At 47.7% G+C, this 20164-nt stretch carries 23 protein-coding genes; 2 read left to right on the top strand and 21 right to left on the bottom strand.

Going from position 1 to position 20164, the window contains the following annotated elements; all coding sequences use genetic code 11:
- Nucleotides 1–325: 325 nt before the first annotated feature.
- The 6 genes from MNY66_RS16735 to MNY66_RS16710 all read right to left on the bottom strand — a co-directional run bounded on the left by MNY66_RS16735 (nt 326) and on the right by MNY66_RS16710 (nt 6751).
- Nucleotides 326–895 carry a DUF459 domain-containing protein gene (locus tag MNY66_RS16735; protein ID WP_241502031.1) on the bottom strand — a complete coding sequence of 190 codons (570 nt, stop codon included), beginning with the start codon at nt 893–895 and terminating at the stop codon, nt 326–328.
- Nucleotides 896–1033: 138 nt separating this feature from the next.
- Complete coding sequence (locus MNY66_RS16730; RefSeq protein WP_137022574.1) at nt 1034–1591, bottom strand: hypothetical protein; 558 nt, start codon at nt 1589–1591, stop codon at nt 1034–1036.
- A 168-nt stretch (nt 1592–1759) separates the two neighbouring features.
- Nucleotides 1760–2182 (bottom strand): hypothetical protein, encoded by a 423-nt coding sequence (locus tag MNY66_RS16725; protein WP_137022573.1) that lies wholly within the window; start codon nt 2180–2182, stop codon nt 1760–1762.
- Nucleotides 2183–2341: 159 nt separating this feature from the next.
- On the bottom strand, nt 2342–2581 hold the full coding sequence (locus MNY66_RS16720) for a hypothetical protein (RefSeq protein WP_137022572.1): 240 nt from the start codon (nt 2579–2581) through the stop codon (nt 2342–2344).
- Nucleotides 2582–3023: 442 nt separating this feature from the next.
- Entirely contained in the window at nt 3024–3290 is a 267-nt protein-coding gene (locus MNY66_RS16715) for a hypothetical protein (protein WP_241502030.1), read from the bottom strand.
- A 65-nt stretch (nt 3291–3355) separates the two neighbouring features.
- Nucleotides 3356–6751, bottom strand: a complete 3396-nt coding sequence (locus MNY66_RS16710; RefSeq protein WP_137022571.1) for a hypothetical protein — start codon at nt 6749–6751, stop codon at nt 3356–3358.
- Between the two features lie 402 nt (nt 6752–7153).
- Here MNY66_RS16710 and MNY66_RS16705 point away from each other — a divergent pair, with 402 nt between their 5' ends.
- On the top strand, nt 7154–7510 hold the full coding sequence (locus MNY66_RS16705; RefSeq protein WP_241502029.1) for a hypothetical protein: 357 nt from the start codon (nt 7154–7156) through the stop codon (nt 7508–7510).
- 35 nt (nt 7511–7545) lie between these two features.
- Here the strand turns inward: MNY66_RS16705 and MNY66_RS16700 are convergent, their stop codons facing one another.
- The 7 genes from MNY66_RS16700 to MNY66_RS16670 all read right to left on the bottom strand — a co-directional run bounded on the left by MNY66_RS16700 (nt 7546) and on the right by MNY66_RS16670 (nt 13513).
- Entirely contained in the window at nt 7546–8406 is an 861-nt protein-coding gene (locus MNY66_RS16700; RefSeq protein WP_137022569.1) for a replication initiation protein, read from the bottom strand.
- A gap of 776 nt (nt 8407–9182) precedes the next feature.
- Complete coding sequence (locus MNY66_RS16695; RefSeq protein WP_067421863.1) at nt 9183–9713, bottom strand: hypothetical protein; 531 nt, start codon at nt 9711–9713, stop codon at nt 9183–9185.
- Between the two features lie 130 nt (nt 9714–9843).
- A complete protein-coding gene (locus MNY66_RS16690) occupies nt 9844–10104 on the bottom strand; it encodes a hypothetical protein (RefSeq protein ID WP_241502028.1) in 261 nt (86 codons plus the stop codon).
- 236 nt (nt 10105–10340) lie between these two features.
- Nucleotides 10341–10682 (bottom strand): hypothetical protein, encoded by a 342-nt coding sequence (locus MNY66_RS16685; protein WP_067421859.1) that lies wholly within the window; start codon nt 10680–10682, stop codon nt 10341–10343.
- Complete coding sequence (locus MNY66_RS16680) at nt 10675–11043, bottom strand: hypothetical protein (protein ID WP_067421857.1); 369 nt, start codon at nt 11041–11043, stop codon at nt 10675–10677. Before MNY66_RS16680 ends, MNY66_RS16685 begins: the two co-directional genes overlap by 8 nt.
- A 70-nt stretch (nt 11044–11113) precedes the next feature.
- Nucleotides 11114–13246 (bottom strand): adenine nucleotide alpha hydrolase family protein, encoded by a 2133-nt coding sequence (locus MNY66_RS16675; protein ID WP_241502027.1) that lies wholly within the window; start codon nt 13244–13246, stop codon nt 11114–11116.
- 51 nt (nt 13247–13297) lie between these two features.
- A complete protein-coding gene (locus tag MNY66_RS16670; RefSeq protein ID WP_241502026.1) occupies nt 13298–13513 on the bottom strand; it encodes a hypothetical protein in 216 nt (71 codons plus the stop codon).
- A 111-nt stretch (nt 13514–13624) separates the two neighbouring features.
- Between MNY66_RS16670 and MNY66_RS16665 the strand changes: the two genes are divergently transcribed.
- The gene (locus tag MNY66_RS16665) at nt 13625–14344 is read left to right on the top strand and encodes an HNH endonuclease (RefSeq protein WP_067421849.1); all 720 of its coding nucleotides are present in this window, start codon (nt 13625–13627) and stop codon (nt 14342–14344) included.
- Between the two features lie 67 nt (nt 14345–14411).
- Here MNY66_RS16665 and dnaB read toward each other — a convergent pair whose 3' ends face one another.
- The 8 genes from dnaB to MNY66_RS16625 form a co-directional block, all read right to left on the bottom strand.
- Complete coding sequence (gene dnaB / locus MNY66_RS16660; protein WP_137022567.1) at nt 14412–15821, bottom strand: replicative DNA helicase; 1410 nt, start codon at nt 15819–15821, stop codon at nt 14412–14414.
- Nucleotides 15822–15829: 8 nt separating this feature from the next.
- Nucleotides 15830–16192, bottom strand: coding sequence for a hypothetical protein (locus MNY66_RS16655; protein ID WP_067421845.1), 363 nt, complete (start codon nt 16190–16192; stop codon nt 15830–15832).
- Nucleotides 16193–16302: 110 nt separating this feature from the next.
- Nucleotides 16303–17451, bottom strand: coding sequence for a ParB/RepB/Spo0J family partition protein (locus MNY66_RS16650; protein WP_137022566.1), 1149 nt, complete (start codon nt 17449–17451; stop codon nt 16303–16305).
- 182 nt (nt 17452–17633) lie between these two features.
- Nucleotides 17634–18311, bottom strand: coding sequence for a hypothetical protein (locus MNY66_RS16645; RefSeq protein WP_137022565.1), 678 nt, complete (start codon nt 18309–18311; stop codon nt 17634–17636).
- A gap of 67 nt (nt 18312–18378) precedes the next feature.
- Nucleotides 18379–19167, bottom strand: coding sequence for a M48 family metalloprotease (locus MNY66_RS16640; protein WP_137022564.1), 789 nt, complete (start codon nt 19165–19167; stop codon nt 18379–18381).
- Nucleotides 19168–19170: 3 nt separating this feature from the next.
- Nucleotides 19171–19485, bottom strand: coding sequence for a hypothetical protein (locus MNY66_RS16635; RefSeq protein ID WP_241502025.1), 315 nt, complete (start codon nt 19483–19485; stop codon nt 19171–19173).
- Between the two features lie 34 nt (nt 19486–19519).
- Nucleotides 19520–19660, bottom strand: a complete 141-nt coding sequence (locus tag MNY66_RS16630; protein ID WP_175403207.1) for a hypothetical protein — start codon at nt 19658–19660, stop codon at nt 19520–19522.
- A gap of 44 nt (nt 19661–19704) precedes the next feature.
- Nucleotides 19705–20151 carry a hypothetical protein gene (locus MNY66_RS16625; protein WP_137022562.1) on the bottom strand — a complete coding sequence of 149 codons (447 nt, stop codon included), beginning with the start codon at nt 20149–20151 and terminating at the stop codon, nt 19705–19707.
- Nucleotides 20152–20164 lie beyond the last annotated feature (13 nt).

Genomic DNA, 20164 nt, shown 5'->3' with positions numbered 1-20164 from the left:
TTTTTATTGGTATCGTTGTTTTGTTTACCTAACCAGTAAAACACGACCTAAGCCACTGACGAATAACAAAAAGGAGATTATTTTGAAAAACAAAGTACCGAGTTTAAAATGTTATTTCCTGAAGGACTCTACCGCCATTTTGCCGTGGTAGTAATGCAGCGCGCGGATGCTTTCTTTGTGAAGGTTGCTGCGATTAGCACCCATTGACAAACCCTCATTTAAACCAGTATTGGTTCGATATAATGATCATCCCATAAGTGCAGCACTGACAAAGCGTTTAAGGGGTAAAAACTTAATCCACTTTCGAGGCGGTTTCGACCTGTAGCTACTGGCTCAACAGGTGACTGATTATCAAATCGCTACCCTTGCTTGTGTAGTGAATCCCATCACTGGTCCGTACCTGCACGTTGTTCACGATCAGCGCAAACTCACGTCCAATAACGACCTCAGGGTCGAATGAGGCGACCTGCGTTTCATCTACCGCTTGCCGGATCGCTTTTCGGGTATTCACCAGTGCGGCCTCAGTGGCCGGGTTCTTCATCACGGGAGGTAATATCCAGATAATCGACGCGCTGGGGTTGTCCTGCTGGATCTGACGGATAAACTGGGTCGCTTTGTCCTGATAGTTCGTAACTTGGCTCGCACCAATGCCGTCATTAGCCCCCAGCGAAATCACCACAGTCTCATAGTCATGAAAGCTCATCGTTTGAACGTAATTGTTCCACTTCACCGAACTGCGATCGGTCAGTCCCGTACTCTCCTTGTAAAGGCCGTCTACAGGAATGTGTTTCATAGCGCTGGTGGCTAGGGTATAGGTCAAGCTATCACCGATAAACAGCGGCTTGGCAAAGGCAAAGACGGGCAAAAACAGCGAAAGGATTAAGGCAGTTTTCATGTTGATTTTCCAGGAGGGTACACTGGCGATGATTTTAAAAAAGATACTTTTTAAATCCACATTAAAGGACGACACTTTGCAGATGAAAAAAAGGCCTGTACCTTTCAGCACAGACCTTGGGTGATCAACTCTATTCTGTCAGGCCGCAATAGTCTCCGCCAAGGCCAGTGCCTGCTCTTGTGTTTTTGCCACACCGAACCACAAGATCCGAGCGGGAGGAAAGTCGCTACGAAGCACACTCAGCGCGCGTTGCTCGCTCTCTGCAATCTCTGGCTTGTACGCGGCCACACAGCGTTGATAGTCCGCACCCCGCCGTAACTGAGGAATAGCAAAAATAATGAAGCAGCGGTCTTCTGGCTCAGCGCATTGCGTGCCGCACTGCATCACCGCATAATCATACGCAAACTTATTTACGTCGTAGAAACTGCCATTTTCGTCATGAGACATCGTGCATTCGATTTTGGTGCCTGCTTGCGCACGCTTCTTCATGTGCTCGGTTTGCTGGCTGTTATCCCAACGGTGCATCTGCATGCGGCTGGCTTCTTTACCCTTCAGAACAGCCTTGGCATTAGGCTTGTATCCTTGCGCGATCAGCGCGTCAATCCATTCACGGACAGTCATGACGTTGCCGTTATAGCGAATGGCTGATGCGAGGTGGTTGTCGGCACGTTTCTCGTTTGCGTTGATCAGGTTCATGTTCAATCCTATTGGGTTATTCGTTTTGTTGACATCTCTATTCAACCATGATGTTGACCACTGACGAAGGGTTTAATTGATGATATTTCTCATAAAAAATGCCCATCGAGGGTGATGGGCATTGAGGGGTATTCGTGGGTTTGGGGTGCCCACGGCATGGATCAGACGCTAAGCATGTGTGGCAGCGTCGAACTCGGGTGAAAACTCGGGGTTTATGCGGATAACAGCGGCCATTTCGACTTTCAGATTTACCTCCACATATTCCCCGCGCTTTACAAACTGTACTTTCTGGTCGATACGACGCATGCCAATGCCGCTGGATTGAGCCTGAATCCACCAATCGAAGTCGGACGGAATTGTCAGTGTTAATCCCTGCCACTGGGTCATGAACACGTTACCCATCGGCTTATACGTTTTCTGAGGCTTGCACCAGAACGGGAAAAGATGCTGAACCAACACACCATCGCGTGGGTCTATAAACTCCAGGAAAACACCAAAAGGTGACTCGTTTAAGACTTTTTTAAAGTCCATCCACTCTGCGTGACAGAAGGCGTTATCTTTCAACATTTTTACTGTTTTCACGTTGTTCATTTCATACAACCTTGTTGGTTTCTATGCAATTAGTTAACCATGACCTCAACCGCCGACGAATAGTGAAAACTATATTATTTTGAATTATTTCTTTCGTGATTGGTTTTGCTTCAGGCAAAAAAAAATGCCCACCGAAGTGAGCGTCTGAAAATAGAGGGCTTAGCCTTTACCATTGATGATCCGAATCAGCCTTTCGTTCTGCTCTTGCACCAGTGCTTCCGCCCTTTCCTGTGCGTCCATCATCCGCTTGGTTGGCATCGGCTCGTTGAACAACGAAGCCGTTGCAATAGCCTCAAGGTACTCAGACCTCAGTTCGCCAGACTCGCCGTCTGCGATGGGGAAAGCAGGTAACGGCACCCGCTTAACGATGGAGGTTACTACTGACTGCTGTGTCTTCATTGCTGCACTCGCCACAATGAATGACAGGAAATACCCCGCTAGGAAACACAACCCTATTGTAGAGACTTTTGACTTTACTCCTTTGGCGGTCATCGTGATTATCGCGGTGTAGACTATCGCCAGACAGATTAAAAACAGTAGCCACCCTGGGGTAGACGTTACAGCCGAAAATAACGTGATCATGTTTCCTCGCTTAGGTTTAATGATTGACCGGGTTATTGTCCCCCACTGGCAACCGGTGACGAATATTTGGAATATCCTGTAACGGGCACTCGTTGTGCTATAGCGGGAAAAACATCATTTTTGCTTTATCAGTCCGTGCGCGGAGAGACCTCAATGCCAGTATTACTCAACCATTCCCATACCAGCACATTTTTGCTGGGCAGATCCCTGATAACAAAAAACCGCCGAAGCGGTTTTATGGGAGTCGATAAATTCAGGTTTAGTTAGTGAAGAACAGTGGCATATTGAGTACACCATTGATGAAGCCTTGCTGTTCACCCAGGTCACGGTAGTGCGGAGAGTATTCTTCTGCCAACGCCAGAAGGGTACCTTGCTTGGGGCTGAATTCCGTTACTTTTTGCGAAATCTCACCCAAGATCTTACGCACGGTTTCCAAGTGTTCACTCGGCAAGCCGTCTTCTTCCAGCAGCTGAACAAATTCATCAAATGCCACGTTACGAACGTGTACGTTTTTTTCGTCTGACATTTCTCTTCCTCGGTTATGGCCCACCAGCTGGACCGACTTAGATTTCCAATAATTCATACCCAGTATTAATTACGCGTTGTCCAACGTGTCACACCATCAGGTACCGGCACTTCCACTTCCGTGAAGAAACCGCTCTGATACTTTCTCGCATCGGCATCACGCGCAAAGATGTAATGCAGCGCCAGTTCTTTGTTGGCAAAAGTCATTCTGGCAAAGGTTTTCACCGGCGCAATAATGCCCTCCAGACATTGATTTTCGTTGTACCCGACAGGGCAGATATCGAACCAATGAGCGTGATTGAAAGGTGCTTTTGTCTTCGCAATCTTCGCCTTATTGGCGTCGTCATAACGAAGAGGTAACGTCACTTCAATCACATCGACAGGCTCGTCAAGGTGGAGGTGAGGACTGCCCAACAGTGTATCTATCATGACCCGGCCACTTTCATCGCGCAGGCTATCAGCCAGCCACAATATGCTTTTTGAGCGATGCGGGTGCGACACATAGGCTTCTGCATAGTGCCAGCGGACATCAAAGCTGTGAATTTCGGATACGGAGTTGGTATTCATCGCATAGTCCAGCCCGCTGTATTTGAGATCCTTGTTCGTGCTGAACATGTTCACGTCCGGCATTTCCTTGGAGGCAAACATCCACAGGTCAGCAGACTTCGATCTCAGCTCGTGGATACGCCCTTCCGGGTTTTTGTAGAACGACGCATACATCTCTGCCAGGCTGTTATTGGTGCTTTCACTTTCCAGCAACTGATAGATGCAGTGTGCTGATCGGCTGATAGAGCCCACGTACACATAGTTCCACTCGCTACCTTCAATGCGGATACCGATCGGGATCAGCAACGCAGGAACCTGGACTTGCCCGCCCGTATCACGGACGTAGTTCATCTCGTAGTAAGCCTCTTTCCAGAGGTGAGACAATTCCGCCAGGCGTCTCTGGTTGGTTGGGTTCAGACGTTGCAGGTCACCCGCCCCACTTTCCACAAAGCTAAATGCTTCCTGTTTTTCTTCAAAATTACCAAAGGCAGCATTCAGATTTTTCCACGCATCCGCCTCCGGCCATTCATAGATCGTGGTTTCAGCCACGTTGGAGGCGATCAGCGTTACCCAGCTACGAGAGGCTTCTTTGATGCCCGTTTTCGTCAGGTTAAAGTTAATGCGTTGCACCCAGATATGCGGCTCTAATCGGTCGTCCCGCTCATCATCCCTTGGGGCGACGTACAGCGACAATTTACCGTTCGTGTTCACAATCAGACGCAAAGGAGCGGTCTTGTTTTCGCATGCGAAATCTTCGATCTGAGGCAGCATATTCATGCCCCGACAGGCGATCATATCCATCATGCCCAGCAGATTTTCCCACTGTGCATTGTCGGCCAGCGCCTCCGCCAAAGGAGCCCCACGGTTCACGGCACGCCATGCCATTACTGTTTTGTCGATAACGGCATCGTGATCTGCTTCATTCCCCACGCGACCCACCACCAGCGCAGCTTTCAGCAGGTCACGAGACTTCTGCTCCATCTGACGCTCTTCACGCAGGTACTTTGCCAACGATTTGAACAGCGCGATGTAATAGGAGTGATTCGAGCGCACAGCTCGCGAATAGATGTAGTGCTCCAGGTGCTCAGCGGTGACCGCGTCCAGGCACAGGTAAGGCAAGCGCGAGTCGTCTTCCTTCCAATGTTTATTGTACTTTTCGATGCAGACGTTGACGTTATAGTCGCGTGTCACACTTCCTCTTTTGTTGCTATAGCTGGTCTTGCTGACCGGCGCTTTGACATTCAACAGGCCGTCTTTGATAAAGGCTGCGGTCACGTTACGGTCGTCTTTAAAGTCCACGATGAAGCTGAAGGAGCCATAGGAACGATCGTCATTCTCTTTGGCCGCGCCTGGTGCTGTTTCTGGGTTCGCCAGTGAATGCCATTGGCACATCACGCATGAGCCGCTACGCAGGTGACTGTTTGCCCATTCGATAAAGCCAGCCAAGGATGGATACTTTTTATTTTCTGGGTTACTCAGCATGCCAGTGCCGTCAGCATCATGAATAAACCGGCAATGCAGCTCTTGGAATTTCATGGAAACAAAATTCAGCCCCTGACTCCGGTCGTAGAAATCCCCGAACAGTTGTTCTCGATGGTCAAGACCACAGCACATGATCAGGAAACGCTTGTAGTGCAGCGCCATGCGCTCGTGCGCCTTCAGGCGATCGGAATAAGCCACGTCTTGGAATTTGATTTGTTCCCCGTCCATCCCTCGGAACAGGCGCTCTTGTTCGTCCTGAGACGGGAACAACATATTTGCACCCAGGTGGGATTCCACTGGGGACACGATGCGATACAGGTTTTCACCATCGCGCACCATCAGAAACACTTTGGCATTTTCGTTGTTATTGAGGACGTTTTCCCATCGATCTTGGTAGTCGATGTAACGGCGAGTGGTTGCCATGACCAGTACGCAACGGGGTGACGGGAAGATCTGTTCCACCAGCGCAGGGGTATTACACAGGGCATTGTAGAACTTGTCCAGGTCGCCAAAATCGAACCAGTCACTCAGGTCGTGGTAGATGGCCAACTCTTCATCGACCATTAATTTTTGTTGTACAAAGGTCAAGGGCTCGTCGCTGGGGGCGGATTGCCCTTTGCGGATCACCTTCACATTGACGTCTTTACCAATATAGAGATCTAAAGACTGGATACCGTCCATCAGCTTATCTACCTGAGAACGAGCGTCTTCCGTTGCAGCCAGCTGCGCCGCTGCCATTTCTGAAAAATAGGGCACTACCGCCTGCACCGCCGCAGTAATTTCGGTATTGCGCTCCTGGATCCACTCGGATTGGATTGTCGCAATTTGGTGATTTTGTTCAGCCGCATCACGCATGCTCTTGATGTCGGCTTCAGTAACGCCTGCTGCGATTGCATTACCCACTGAGCCCGTAGCCAGGCGAATAGCGTTATTGCTGATTACAGGCAACGTATTCGGGCTTTGGCCTTTGGCCGCAGCTTTCTGCTCAATACGTTCGGCCACAATGGCTTTCATGGCTTCAGGGTTGGCGAGAGACTTCGACAGTGACTGAGTAAGGTCGGTGACACGTTGCTGGCACAGTGCCACTTCAGCGTCACGGATCTGTCGCGCATCATCAGCGTATTCAAAACGCTCAATGAAGTCGTTAAACAGGAAGCGGTGCTGGGTCAGGGTGCGTTTTACTTTATGTTCCACCCCTGCCTTATCGGTCGTTACGAAGGTAGCGTACTGGTCATAGTGTTTCGGATGCGCCCGAAGAATGACGGTGTGGAGTTGGTTTTCGACCCAACGCAGGGATTCAATGAGAAGCACCTCATCGCCCAAGATAGCCTCTTCCGGCATATCTTGTTTTGCTCGCCAGTACTGACCGCTTTGTAGGGAGTTGAAGCGCTGAATGCGCTCTACTTTGTCCTCGCGAACTACGATACCTGTCATGGCTCTACCCTCAGTTATGATTCATTTTCTTGAACCATAGTGACATGACCACTACCGGTGACGAAGTCTTCGCGCGTTTTTAATGCGGAGTTTTCAGCCTTAATTTGTTACCTTATAACATTTTATTTGGGCGCATTATTATCATCCACATTGAGAATTGCTGACGCTGGACTATAAACTTGCAAACCCTGTCACTTTTCTCAAACCCGCAAAAATAGTTGACGCTGGTCGATATTCATATTGTTGACGCTGGATTATTTATGTAACAAATGGATTTGTTGACGCTAATCGATTTAAAATTATTTTTGTTGATGTTGGTCGATTTTTTCGTTTCAGAGGCATTATTGGAGAATTCAAATAACCAGGAAAGTATAATGGGGCCAAGCGTTGCAAGAGATGCTTATGAAGCTGGAATTCTGGTTGTTTAATTACACGGCTAGCTCAATGTTTAAGCCTAATTCGTTAGCCCAACAAGCTGTTCCTTCCAGTTTCAACACCAGAGAATCGTCTTACTTCAACGAATATCGTCCAGCATCAACACTAAAAATCGTCTTACTTCAACGAATATCGTCCAGCATCAACACCAAAAATCGTCTTACTTCAACGAATATCGTCCAGCATCAACACCAAAAATCGTCTTGCTTCAACGAATATCGTCCAGCATCAACACCAAAAATCGTCTTGCTTCAACGAATATCGTCCAGCATCAACACCAAAATAGTCTTGCTTCAACAAACATCATATTGCATCAATACTTAACTTCTAACTTTTTGTTAATTATAACAATACAATTCTTATGGATTTCTTTTGTGTATTTTGAATTCGATTTTGTGCCCTGTTTTCTTCTCTGTATATTCAAGATATCCAATCTCTTCGAGTTGCTTCATAGCTTTACGTATAACAGAGTTCTGAACATTGCTTGCAGATTTTAGAGCTAGACGGTCCTTTAAGCGCTGCATACTGATCGGATAAGGATTTTCTGGGAGGGCCTCTAAGAAAAGATACAAAGCTTTAGCCGTTTCTTTTCTTCCGAGTTTTTCAAGGGTTCTTACTTTAAGAATTTTTTTATAATCAACGGAGTAAAGCTCCGCTAATTCAGGTGTAGGCTTGATATGAACCATGTCATCTTCATGGCTGAACTTCCCTGCCTCTATAAGATGAAGTATATGAGAGTTGATTCTATCGTTATCTGTGGCGCGACTAAATTTCATGGTTGTTGATGCTAGTCGATATATAGAATCTTCAATCAGCTTTCTAAAACGCTTTGATAGGCGACTTTTCGGGTAGCCACATCTTTCTATGAATTCATCAAAAGGAATAACTGCGTATCCCTTGGAATTAGGCTTGTAATCAAATAAACAAGAAACGATACCCATCCAAACTTTGAAATCAGTTTCTACATCCAATCGCCTACCAGTAATCTGTATATCGGAGTAACCTTCCTTCTCTGCAAAATGCAAAGTCAGATCATCCGAAGCATCCATTCCTGTAGCTTCCCTGGAACCCGTTCTTGCAGTAGGGACGAATAAACCAAGCCTTAATAATGCTATCGGCTGAACTGTACTTGATCCATTTGGTTTAAGGTAATGGACTTCCCCGTTTTCTTTTTCTATCTCAGAGACAGATAAGTAACCGGTTTTAGTTGGTTTACTCATGATTTCCTTATTGGATTACGTTTTATTGTTATCGCCCAGCATCAACACAACTTAATTGCTGAGTGGCTGTGAATTAAAAAAGGCAACTTAAAAAAGGATCATAACTTAGCACTATACATCATAACGTTAATGCAAGGATCCTAATGTGCGTAAGTTTAGACTAATCTAGCCCAGCGTCAACAAAATATCATCCAGCATCAACAATTAATAGACTAGCGTCATCAAAATATCATCTAGCATCAATAATAAATCGTCTAGCATCAACATGAATATGAAATTAACACTTTAGATTTAGTAAGTTGCAAGATCGAGGATCTCTTTATGACCTTAAATGATCTCATTTGAATTTATTATTGGAACTATCCTGTTGATATGTGGATAACTTTTTCAAGAGAAAAGGATCATTTAATCTTTAAATTTGTGGATAAAAAAAATAGATTTTTAAAGTGATGGATTATTTTGCTGTTAAAACAATGCGTTGTTATGATTGGAAAGGATGTGAATAACTAATACAATAAATCGACTAGCAACATCAAAATATCGTCTTGCATCTTCAATAATTCGTCTAGCGTTAACAATTTATAGTCCAGCGTCGATAATAAATCGTCTAGCGTCAACACGATCATCATTCAAAGCGTTGCAGCAAAAGAGATCCAGCGATCAAGGATCTCTTTTGACCTTCTCAATCTTATTTGAACTGTATTGAAACTATCCTGTGGATATGTGGATATTACCATTATTCAGGAGTTCAACCCGCACATAAAGTTTCTTTAGCTTCATAGGTAATATCCTTGAGACCAACGCAGCACAATCGTATTTACAAAACCCTCGATCTGTTTTGAGATCATTTCTTCGGTCTGAAATACTTCGATATAAAGCTCTTTAGAGCCCGATGTTAGTTCAACTCGGCACAACGGAAACGTACCCATGATATCCCGCTTAAGCTTCGCCAAGAGTTCACTAAGCGATTTTTCTGAGATCTTTGGGGCTAATTGGGCAGGAACAGAAATTTGCACACAAATAGCTTCTGGCGCATTACAAGCGCTATCGCACATTTCAGACATTGAAGCATATCCGATCAGCGAACGGTGATAGAACACAGCTTGTCGGGATGCAGACTCGTGATCTGAGATCAGTGTGTAGCCCGTTTTCTCTAATTCGAGATACTCACTCTCAGCAATACGGCGTGAATAATCTTCTCCCCAGGAAGCATTGTTGCGGCCCTCAAAGCGCGCAGACAAATAGTGAGACTTCAGGAAGGCGTAATGTGCCTCACGGGTAGGCATAGGTAAATGCGAGTAATTCATTGATGTTTATCCTTTGCATATCAGGCTTCCAATATCAAGCCACCCTAACCGCTGACAAAGTGGTAAAAGGAACCGAAATGAAAAACAATGTAGGGATGTGGAAATGGGTGGGCGATCCCACCCGAAGGAATTACTGACCGACTTTGGTTAACACTTCACGAATTCGATCGATGGTGCTTTGGGCTTTTTCATCCCCCACGCCTTGTCCACGATTGTGAATTTCTGCTGCAATGAGGCAGACTTGGTCGATCACTGCTTCTGGAATGGCCTTTTCAACACTTTCCGAGCGGATCAACTCCAGGTTTAATTCACTGACAGTCACACCTGCTCGTCGTGCCATAGTCTCACGCTCGCCCGCAGCAACACGCAGGTCATCAATCGACTGCAACATTGCTTCATTATCCGGCTTACACCCCAGTTCGTCAGCCACTTCTTTGATAAATTGCGGCAGGACCTCCGCATTGAAGTTCCCCAGGCGAAAATCAATCAGCGCCAGTTGCTCATTCAATGAAAGGCTGGCACCGGGCACTTCGGATTCAATATCGCACTTCCGGGAACGCAGATATTCTGATTATCCAACACGTCAATTTCTGGGTTACTGTAGCTCATCGTTAACCTCTATGTTGTTCAGCCAACCTGACACTTAACCAAGATTTGCTGATAAGTCAGTTCAGATACCTCAAGCGCTTTCTGAGGAATTTCTAACCCTAGTCTATTTAAGTGGCCCTTCAGTTCGTCCCGCTCTTTCATCACCTCGATCAGAAGACGAGACACCTGAGCCGCCCACTCGGGCCGCATATGCACTGGCGACTCAGGATAATTGTTCCAGTGTGCCATCATGGTTAAAGCTACGCGCAAAGTATCGCGTTCAAAAACAGTGAGTGCCTTAACGCAGATCCCCGGTGGAAACTTTTCCACTCTAATTAATTTCAGGTAGTTAATCAGTTGTTTGCCGTTGGCATTACTCATCCACCCCTCCTAAAAAAGCAGGTTTTTTCACGATGACTTCCGCGTCCATACAACGGTTGTCTTGGCACATCTGCGCTTGGCTATTCTCGTAGAACATCAACGCGACGCGTTCGCCGGGCAGAGGCAAATCTTTTTCATCCGGCACCTCACCCACCACGTCTACGCGGACGTTTTTTTTGTTGCTATACAGACTGAGTCCGTCACGGCTTTCAATATCCACCCAATATTCAGCTATGACCGAATCGGCGTTCTCCTGGCGATGCGCTTGACCGGGTGATACCACGAACCCTGCGACCAGAGTACTGCCTAAAATCATCATCAGCGCGCCATTTAGCAGCACGTTTGTCACATTCGTTTTCATAATTCATATCCTGCATGAATAGCCTGTCTCAATATTGACTCAATCGGAACCGCTGGCGAAATGAACTGCCTCATGCAGTCCCCTGAACGAAGCGGTCCATCGTCCTGACCATAAGGCGAAGATGCCTACCCAACGCAACCGCGTCCTGTTCAGCCATTTTAGTGATAGGATTGGAGTCATGTTCCAGAGTTAAACCATCATCCAGTCGCCAAAGCATGCGGAGGTATTCCAGCTTCAGCTGATTGATGATCATGTCTCGAAAGTTAGGTGAGAGCCCCTGGCAGCTTTTAAATGCGTTGCGACGCGTGTGCTGGTGGTATCGCCTAAACCCTCGCTCTGTGGATGTCCCAGGCGCACTCAGCTTCAATGAACACCAGGCGCTGGTATGACCGATCACGAAAACCGAAACATTGTTCTTGGCTCTGTTTTTCTCTTGCAGTACAGACTGCTCATCCTCACAAGCTAAAACAGCGCGGATCCACTGACCTGTAGAGGTTCGATTAGCCAGGTGATACTGTATCGTAAAGGCCAAGTTTGCCCACCAGCGCAAGCGAATGACACTGGCCTTAACCCTGTTGGCAATCAACGACTGATAGTGGTCAGTTGTCAGTACGCGGAGGTCTTTACGAGACGCTATCCCATCCATTGTTTGGTGGCCGTTCAAGCCCAGCACACGATAAGTTTGCCCGCGTTGCATCATGCGGTTGTACAGTGCTGACTTACCTTTGCACAACGAAACAGCGCCAAAGCGAAGGTAGAATTGCGCGGCACTGCCGGATGTGTACTGCCCGGCCAGCACGGCATTACGCAAGCGAAGATATTCCTCCCAGATGATGAATTCAGCGGCATCCGAGTCGATGGTCACTTCACTGTCTTCACTGAAGCTAACAACCCGGCGCTTTCCGTTCGGCGTATTAATAACGCGGCTGGCTCGCTCATCGTCACCAACGTCAAAGTAGGCCATTTCAGCGATGGGATCGGCAAGACCATCGATGCCAGAGTCATCACCAAATTGCCCGACCTTGACCCATAACGCTTTGGGCATGGGTGCTTTCGGTGCGACAGGCATACCCGGCTCATCGTCCAGCAGATCCAGCTCACCTTTTACCCAGACACGGCGATAGATTTCCAGAGCATGAAACGGCTTATCGTTAAATTGATGGAACGACCACATAAAGTCGATGTGGATCAGCGCCGTTTCACTGACAATGCGGAATTGAGGTGAAGCCATGCGCCGGTTATGTGCCGTGTTTTCCAGTTCACCCGATCGTAGCTTCTCGGCCATCTCATCGGCGCGCAGTTGCTCGACGTAATCCATGCTGCAACAGATATGCAGCAAACGCTCCAGGAAACGCGGTGAATAGACATCGGGTTGAACCTTGATGAATCCCCCTGCATACAGGGTGCGGCCTACAGGGTGCCTGTCCTCCCACGCATTGCGACGTTTGGACAGAAACCGTTGAATACGGTTGAGGCCAGCCATGTAGCCGTGGCGATCGTCATCCGAACGCAGCAGGTTCTCCATTGATTTGTCGAGCCCGACAGCCTGGCATGCCCAACAACCAAACCGGCTTCCACATGCCTCGCTGGATTTTTTCTCAGATCCAGACCAGACACATTCCCCTGTTGCGGCTTTGTAGAGCTCAGCGGTGTCGTTATTGTTCTCCAGATAGCTGGGTAGCAGGTATTTTGGGGCGCTACCTGCGCTCAGCAGAAATTCCCACACGTCGCCCTGTAACCAGTGCCTTATTGGGTACAGTTCACCCCCTTCTTTTGTGACTTTCACCCGGCTTGCACTACCACCTTTCAATGCGATGTTTTTGGCACGGATAGCACCTTCTGCGTCCCGGCTTCCCAGCAGCAAACAAACCCGTTCACGCACGGATTTGGGTAGGTTTTTTACGTATGCCGTTTTGGCTCGTTTGGCCGCAAAAATTTTTAAATCATTAGAGCACTGGCGTACCGAACTGTTGGTGAACGTCGGTAAGCCTCGCCCCGTCAGTATCCTGCCCGTCCAGCTGGAGGTGAGCCCCGGCTTAGCGAGAACGATAGACAGCGGCAGGTCTTCTTGCTCTATGAATTTTTCCAGAGCGGCCAGCTTTTGATCGGCGAGCCAGCGAATTTCTGGGTTTTCAATACCCGTATCGGTATGCCAAAGGTAATGGTGTTGACTGATTGGAATGCCAGCGCGAACTGCGCGCACCAACGCCATGAGGAATAAGTGTAGGACAACCTCGGAGTCCTTACCGCTACTCTAGGCGAGAGAGATCGTCCAATTATCAGTAAGGGCTTGGTAGATAGAAGCGGTGCCATCATTGATGAGGTCAGACAGGCTAACCCCGCGACTGGCATCACGATAATTCAGGTCGGCATCCTCCTTCAGCGTATGCCAGACAGCCTGCCACTTGTCTGCTTTTAAGACAGATATGGAAGGTGGTACCGGATTGTCAAAGTTGAAGGAATGCTGCATAAGTCACCTGTTATTTGTTTTGTTTACAGGTGATTTTCTCATGAGGGTGACAGCTGACGAAATTAAGGATAAATTATTTAATTGTTAATATTGTTGACACTGGAGATCTTAATGGCTTTCCCCCCCAAAATATCACAACAACTTGCATTGAATTCTGCCTATATATGCAACAACCCAGACTGCTATTGTCTGACTATTGGCCCATCATTAGTAGAGGAAATAAAAAAAATAAAGACTGGTGAAGGTGCTCATATTGCAGGTGAAAAGGAAGGATCAGCTCGCCATATAGATGGAAACAAAAACAGCAATGAAATAGAAAACGGTATTTGGCTTTGTGCAAACTGCCACACAGCAATTGATAAAAATAATGGCATTGATTTTCCGCCTGAGTTACTAGCTGAATGGAAATTAAAATTTAGAGAGCGGCTTTTTGGGATGATACTAAGCCACGAATCATCTATGCCATTAGTTTTAAGGTATACGAAAAATTATAAATTACTTTCAGATCTAATTGATTTCATGGAAGATAAAGGAGTTTATTATCTGCCGGAAGCTTTCGAATTTCCTCCTCACTGCATTGAATCAATGAAAGAAACCAGAAACTTTATAACCGATTTAAAAAAGAAAGTTATTTTCGATAGTTCAATCAAGAAAATATTAAGTGATATATCCGGAGCTATAGGCCGAGCAATGAATATGACGTCGAAAACTGGAGCTAACGCAATTATATTTGGGGATTGTCTAAAAGCAATGAGACATGAATTGACATTTTATTTTAATGAAATAGAAAAATTAGGTATTAATGTGCCAAGTAAGTTGAAGGTATTTTAATGATAATTTTTTATTATTTCGCATTTTACGAATAAGCCAGGCATGGCCCGGCTTAGCTTAGTGAAGATCAATATTCTTCGTATTGAGGTCCACTGTAGTTATCAAACCGCGACCACTGCCCGTTGAAGGCCAGACGCACCGATCCGATAGGCCCGTTACGCTGTTTACCCAGGATGATTTCGGCCACGCCTTTGTGCTCGCTATTCTCGTTGTAGACCTCGTCACGGTAGATGAACATGATAAGGTCCGCATCCTGCTCAATCGAACCCGATTCACGAAGATCCGAGTTCACCGGTCGCTTATCTGCGCGCTGCTCCAGTGAGCGGTTCAGCTGAGACAACGCAACGACAGGCACCTGAAGCTCTTTTGCCAGCGCTTTCAGAGAGCGGGATATCTCTGCAATCTCTAGTGTTCGGTTGTCCTGCAACGCGGGAACACGCATCAACTGAAGGTAGTCCACCATGATCATACTCAGTCCACCATTTTCACGGTACACTCGCCGTGCTCGCGAGCGTAGTTCAGTCGGTGTTAGGCCGCTGCTGTCGTCGATAAAGATGTTCCGCTTATCCAGCAAAATACCCATCGTGCTGGAAATACGCGCCCAATCCTCATCATCCAGTTGGCCGGTACGAATTTTTGTCTGGTCAACGCGGGACATGGAGGCCAGCATACGCATCATGATTTGGTCACCAGGCATCTCCAGACTAAAAATCATGACGGGCTTATCCTGTGTCATGGCTGCGTTTTCGCACATGTTCATCGCAAACGTCGTCTTACCCATTGAAGGGCGCGCGGCAACGATAATGAGGTCAGACTTTTGAAGCCCTGCCGTTTTCTTATTCAGATCGGTGTAGCCGGTATCGACGCCCGTAACCCCGTCGTGTGGTGTCTGGTACAGTTGCTCAATACGAGTCACTGTTTTCTCCAGAATGGTATCAATGCTCATCGGTCCGCTGTCTTTGCTGGTGCGAGCCTCTGCAATCTGAAACACACGGCTTTCGGCCAGGTCGAGTAAATCCGCGCTTGTGCGACCTTGAGGGTCGTATCCCGCATCTGCAATATCATTGGCCGCAGCTATCATTTCACGCACAACAGCTCGCTCACGCACAATGTCTGCGTAGGCGGAGATGTTCGCCGCGCTAGGGGTGTTCTTTGACAGTTCAGCCAGATAGGCAAAACCGCCTACTTGTTCAAGCTGGCTATGTTGTTCCAGCGCTTCTGCTAATGTGATCAAATCAATCGGACGGCTTGATTCCATCAGTCGCTGCATCATGGTGAAAATATTTTTGTGAGCACGGGTAAAGAAGTCGCTTTCCACCACTCGTTCACAGACCAGATCCCACCGCTCGTTATCCAGCATCAACCCACCAAGGACAGACTGCTCCGCTTCAAGTGAGTGAGGTGGCATTCGAAGTCCAGCCATGCGCATATCCTGCTCATTTGATTGGCTATCAAAGCGTTTTTTCAAGTCTTTCATGGCAGGCCTCACAGCGCGGAACGTTGGGCGATTTGACGTTCACATTCACTCGCCAGCTGTGGATAGTGCTGCGCGATTGCCAGGTACAATTGCTGATTCATGCAGTGAGCCTCGTGCTCACGACCGTCAGCGCGGCACGCGTTTTCTTTGTCGTGATCGTAGTTGCTCAACACCTGACGGACGTAGTTCACTTTAATGCGAGCCAGAAACGTGTCCGCGTTTTTACCTTTACGGCGAATAGCGTGAGTTTTGCCTAATGCGCGAGGCTTGCAACCCCGGCATTCATAATGGTCAACGGCCAGCTTTTCCAGAGAAGCGTCGTCAATAATGCGGATAGTGATTTTTTGCAGCATAGGCAGAGTCTGGTTCATGGTTACCCCCAAAGTCGCTTGCGGTGTCATCCCTCAATGAGCACGGCAAGGCGATAGAACGTGAAGCGAGATAAAAAAGGCCGGTCTCCCGGCCTTGTTCGCAATGGTGATTACTGTTGCTCGGTGGCTTCAGTGTCACCATCTTCTTCACTTTCACCAGCCTCAGTGGCTTCTTCGGTAGCTTCCGCATCAGCGGCTTCCTGAGCCGCTTTCTCTGCTTCTTCTTCCAGCTTGGCCGCTTCCACATCGGACAGTGCAGCCATCAGCTGGCGGGCTACTTCTGGGCTCAGACGCAGTATCACTTCTTCCGGTACGGTCTCAGCGATTTCAATCTGGTTTTCGTGTTCAGCTGTTGGCGCTGGTGGGATCTGAGAGCGCAGTTGATCCAGTGTTGGCAGCAAGCTTTCGAAAGTTTGGCGTACAACCTTTGGTTTTACTTTGGTTTTCTTCGGCGAAGACACGTAACGTGCTGTCACCTTGGTTTTACCGGCTTGCTCAGCCTTTGCCAAAGAGGCAATCAGGATATCGTAGGCATCACGGTCGGTACCTTGGCAATCGGTGAGAACGTCGATCGCTACATCACCAGATACCTTGTCTTCACGCACCAGCTTCTTAACGCGCTCTTCGGCTTTAGCCAGTATCAGGCTACGACGAATGGTGACGCTAGACAGGCCCAGACGACGAGCGATGACGTCGATTTCATGGCCCCACTCAACCAGACGACGGAAGCCTTCAGCACGCTCAATCATTTTCAGGTGCTTGGTGTTGGCGCTTTCGATCATGTTGAAGACTTCTTCGTCTTTTCCGCCTTCGAACTCTTCTATGATCAGTTTTTCAAATACTGCGCCTTCAGCGATTGCGGCCATCAGGCCGGTGTAGCGGTGGTGGCCATCGATGATTTTCAGGCGAGTCACACCGTCCACAACAACCACTTTAACGCGGATAGCAGGCACACTGCTTGGATGGTTCAGGTAGGCGTTCTTGAACATCTCAGCGCGCTCTACATCAACCTCGCGTAGGTTCAGACCCTCTTCAACGTACAACCAAGACACGCTGACGGCGTACACGTTGTTACGGCCAACATTCAGCTCTTCAAACAGGGCGCTGTTCGTTGCTGACTTGCGCTCTTTGGAAACGAAGTCACTCAGACCGCGCAGGGTAGATGGAGCTTTGTCCATCTGGCGCATAATAGCACCCAGATCACCCATCAGTTGGCTGTTGCGAGAAGCTTGGAAGATTTGTTGTACGTTGATAGTCATGATAGTTACTCCGCATTTGTTATTGGTTGTTTACGTGTTTATGCTTACTTCTGAATCCAGTTAAACACGGGGTGAACCGGTGACGAATAGCAAAAGCGGAAAAAAATAATCTTTTTTAGATTACTTTTTATGGGCAGGGGAAAAGTATAAAAAAGGCCAGCAATGCTGGCCTATAGAGAAAGTTACTGTGAGTTGGCTTTCGCCTCAGTCATGATTTTGTTCATTGCTGCGGCAAGCTGTTCACTTTTCCCTTCCGAGTAGTTCGGCCAAGGAACGAAAGGTCGATTCGTTTTGTTCAGCAAAGAGAAACCTGTCGGGCAGCGCCATTGCATTGGGGTGGCTTGACCTTCTGTGAAGTTAACCAACATCAGGTCTTGCTCACAAGTGACATCTTTCACACCTCCGATCTCTATCAGGCGGGTGCTCATTATCCCAAAGTGTTCATCTGCAAACTTCAAGTGGTCATAGGCCGCAAATATGCTGTAAAGGCCGACCCACAGAAGGATCTGGATATTAAGGATAGTACCTATCTGTCCGAGTGTTTTTTCTTTCACGGCGTTGCGTAATAAAAGTGCGGCACCAAACAGCAAGTACAGGCCACCAGCCAGGTAAAGCCAAACAGGTAAATTGGAGCTAGATTGATCCATCTGTTCGGAACCTGCATCCATGAATGATTTGATGAATGGAGCAAGGAGCAGAAAGAAAGCCGGAACATAAAATAGCCAAGTAAATTTTACTTGTCTGATAGCCGCCATACGTTTTTCCTTGTCATGGCTCGCCTCTTCTAGCACAACTTTCATTGTTTTTGCGAAGGAAAATATTGCTGCGATCATAAATAGAATCGTCATTATTAAATACATTTTTTCTCCAAAAATCAGGAATTCATACTTTGATGCAATGGTATAATGTTAGAGATTAAAACTGTAATTAATTCAACCGCAAATTGAGGGGCTTTTTCAGATAGCGATACAAAAATTGCCACCCTTCCCCGTGTGGTGTTCTGTAATCCAGGCGAGGAAGATGTTGCGTGGCTGCTTGTGTGAAGTTTCGAGAGTGTGTATTGGATTGCAGAAAATGAGCCAGTTCATGCGCCACAAGCGCCTTAAGGTGGTCAAGCCGGTTGCTGGAGTAGAACGATCCAATCTCTTTATCCATGCAAACATGCGCGTATTCATGAAAGTGGCATGCAAACATGTGCAGGCCGTATATTTCGACCAAATCAGGCTCATAAAGGTAACCAGGGCTGATCGTAATATTCCGATGGCCGCCCCAGGAGTGCTTAGCAGCCCAGTTTACACGCACTAAAGGACTTCCCCCTACATAGCCAAAATCGCGACGATACATGTTTGTAAGGTAATCCGTATACAGTTGCGTGATCTGCTCAGCTGTTGAAATCACTTTTTCTCCGAAAGCCTCGACTCGCTCGCGGCGTGCAATGACTTTGGCCGGAACGGTGGCCTTTCTTATCGGAACGGGTTGGCTCAGTATGGAAGTATCAATGCACCATTCGTCTTCAAAATCCCCTTCTGGGGTGTCCAGATAAACGGTCAGTTCGGATGGAGCTCCAATCTTTTCAAGCCAAGCATCCAGAGAACCATCCACCTCGTCGGTACTGACGAGATCGTCCATCCCTGAAGCATAGAGCCAGAGTATTGAACCTGGCGGAATCGTGCGATTCTGACGCACATATGCTGCAATCGTCTGGCGTGGCGTCATGGTTCAATACCCCATACGTAATTCATGAGCTGCCTGACGACGATACTCGGCATCTTCACGAGCTTCCCTTCGCTGTGCCACCAAAACACGCTTTTCAGCAAAAGTCATGCGACTGACATCAGGCACTTTTACCTTCCCTGAACCCTTGCAGTTGCGGCACTGCACGTCGTAGGTACCCTTGCGGTACTCTTCGCGAAACTCATCGTCGAGCTCGTTCCATTCACTGCCAGTGAACCCTTCTGAGAACGCTGGGTTATCCACTTTCCCGTGCCCTTCGCAACAGCCACAGATTTCCCATAGGAATTTTTCAGATTGCATGTATCACCTCTGTTTTTGATTTAGCCGGGCGAGATTAACGGGACACAACGACTTGGCGTTTATCCGCATCCAGCTGAATATCAGTCCAACCTTGGGATGTTAAATTGCTCAGAAATTCGATAGACAGTAACGGGCTGTCGTAGTGGATAACGAAAAGTTCGGATTCACGTTTCATGGTGCCACCTCGGGAGAGTCGCACCCCGAAGGGTGCGAATTGGCTTATTCAGCCGGTTGCCATTCGAAATTGACAATGGACTCCGAGCTGTCCACCAGCGCCAGTGCGCTGCGCAGGCGGGCAATGACCGCAGATTTATCAGTGTGACCAGCAGAACCTGCCTCAACACTATCAATGTAGGCAATGGCGTCTGTCAGCGTAGAAACGAGGTCGGTACCTTGATTTTCGTTTTCAGGGTAGGCGAATGGAGACTCGGCACGAATTTTCACCTCTTCCGCCTGATTACTTTCCCAGCCGTTTTCATTGACGATGCGACGCGGATCCGGACCGGCAATGACCGCCGCACCGAGCTCAAAGCTCATATCGGCGTATGGCAGTTGGTTGGCGAGCATATCCAGAGCGGTTTGGTTGTTCATGCAGAACCCGTCAGCGACCCACAACGGGGCGACGTCAAGACGAATGAGCCAGGAGAAAGGTTTAATCTGAGACATTGGCAGTCCTCTG

It is taken from the genome of Moellerella wisconsensis (assembly GCF_022592395.1).
GTDB classification, from domain to species: Bacteria; Pseudomonadota; Gammaproteobacteria; order Enterobacterales; family Enterobacteriaceae; genus Moellerella; species Moellerella wisconsensis.
Note: the sequence above shows the minus strand (reverse complement) of the source record. Positions and strands in the feature narration are given on the sequence as shown.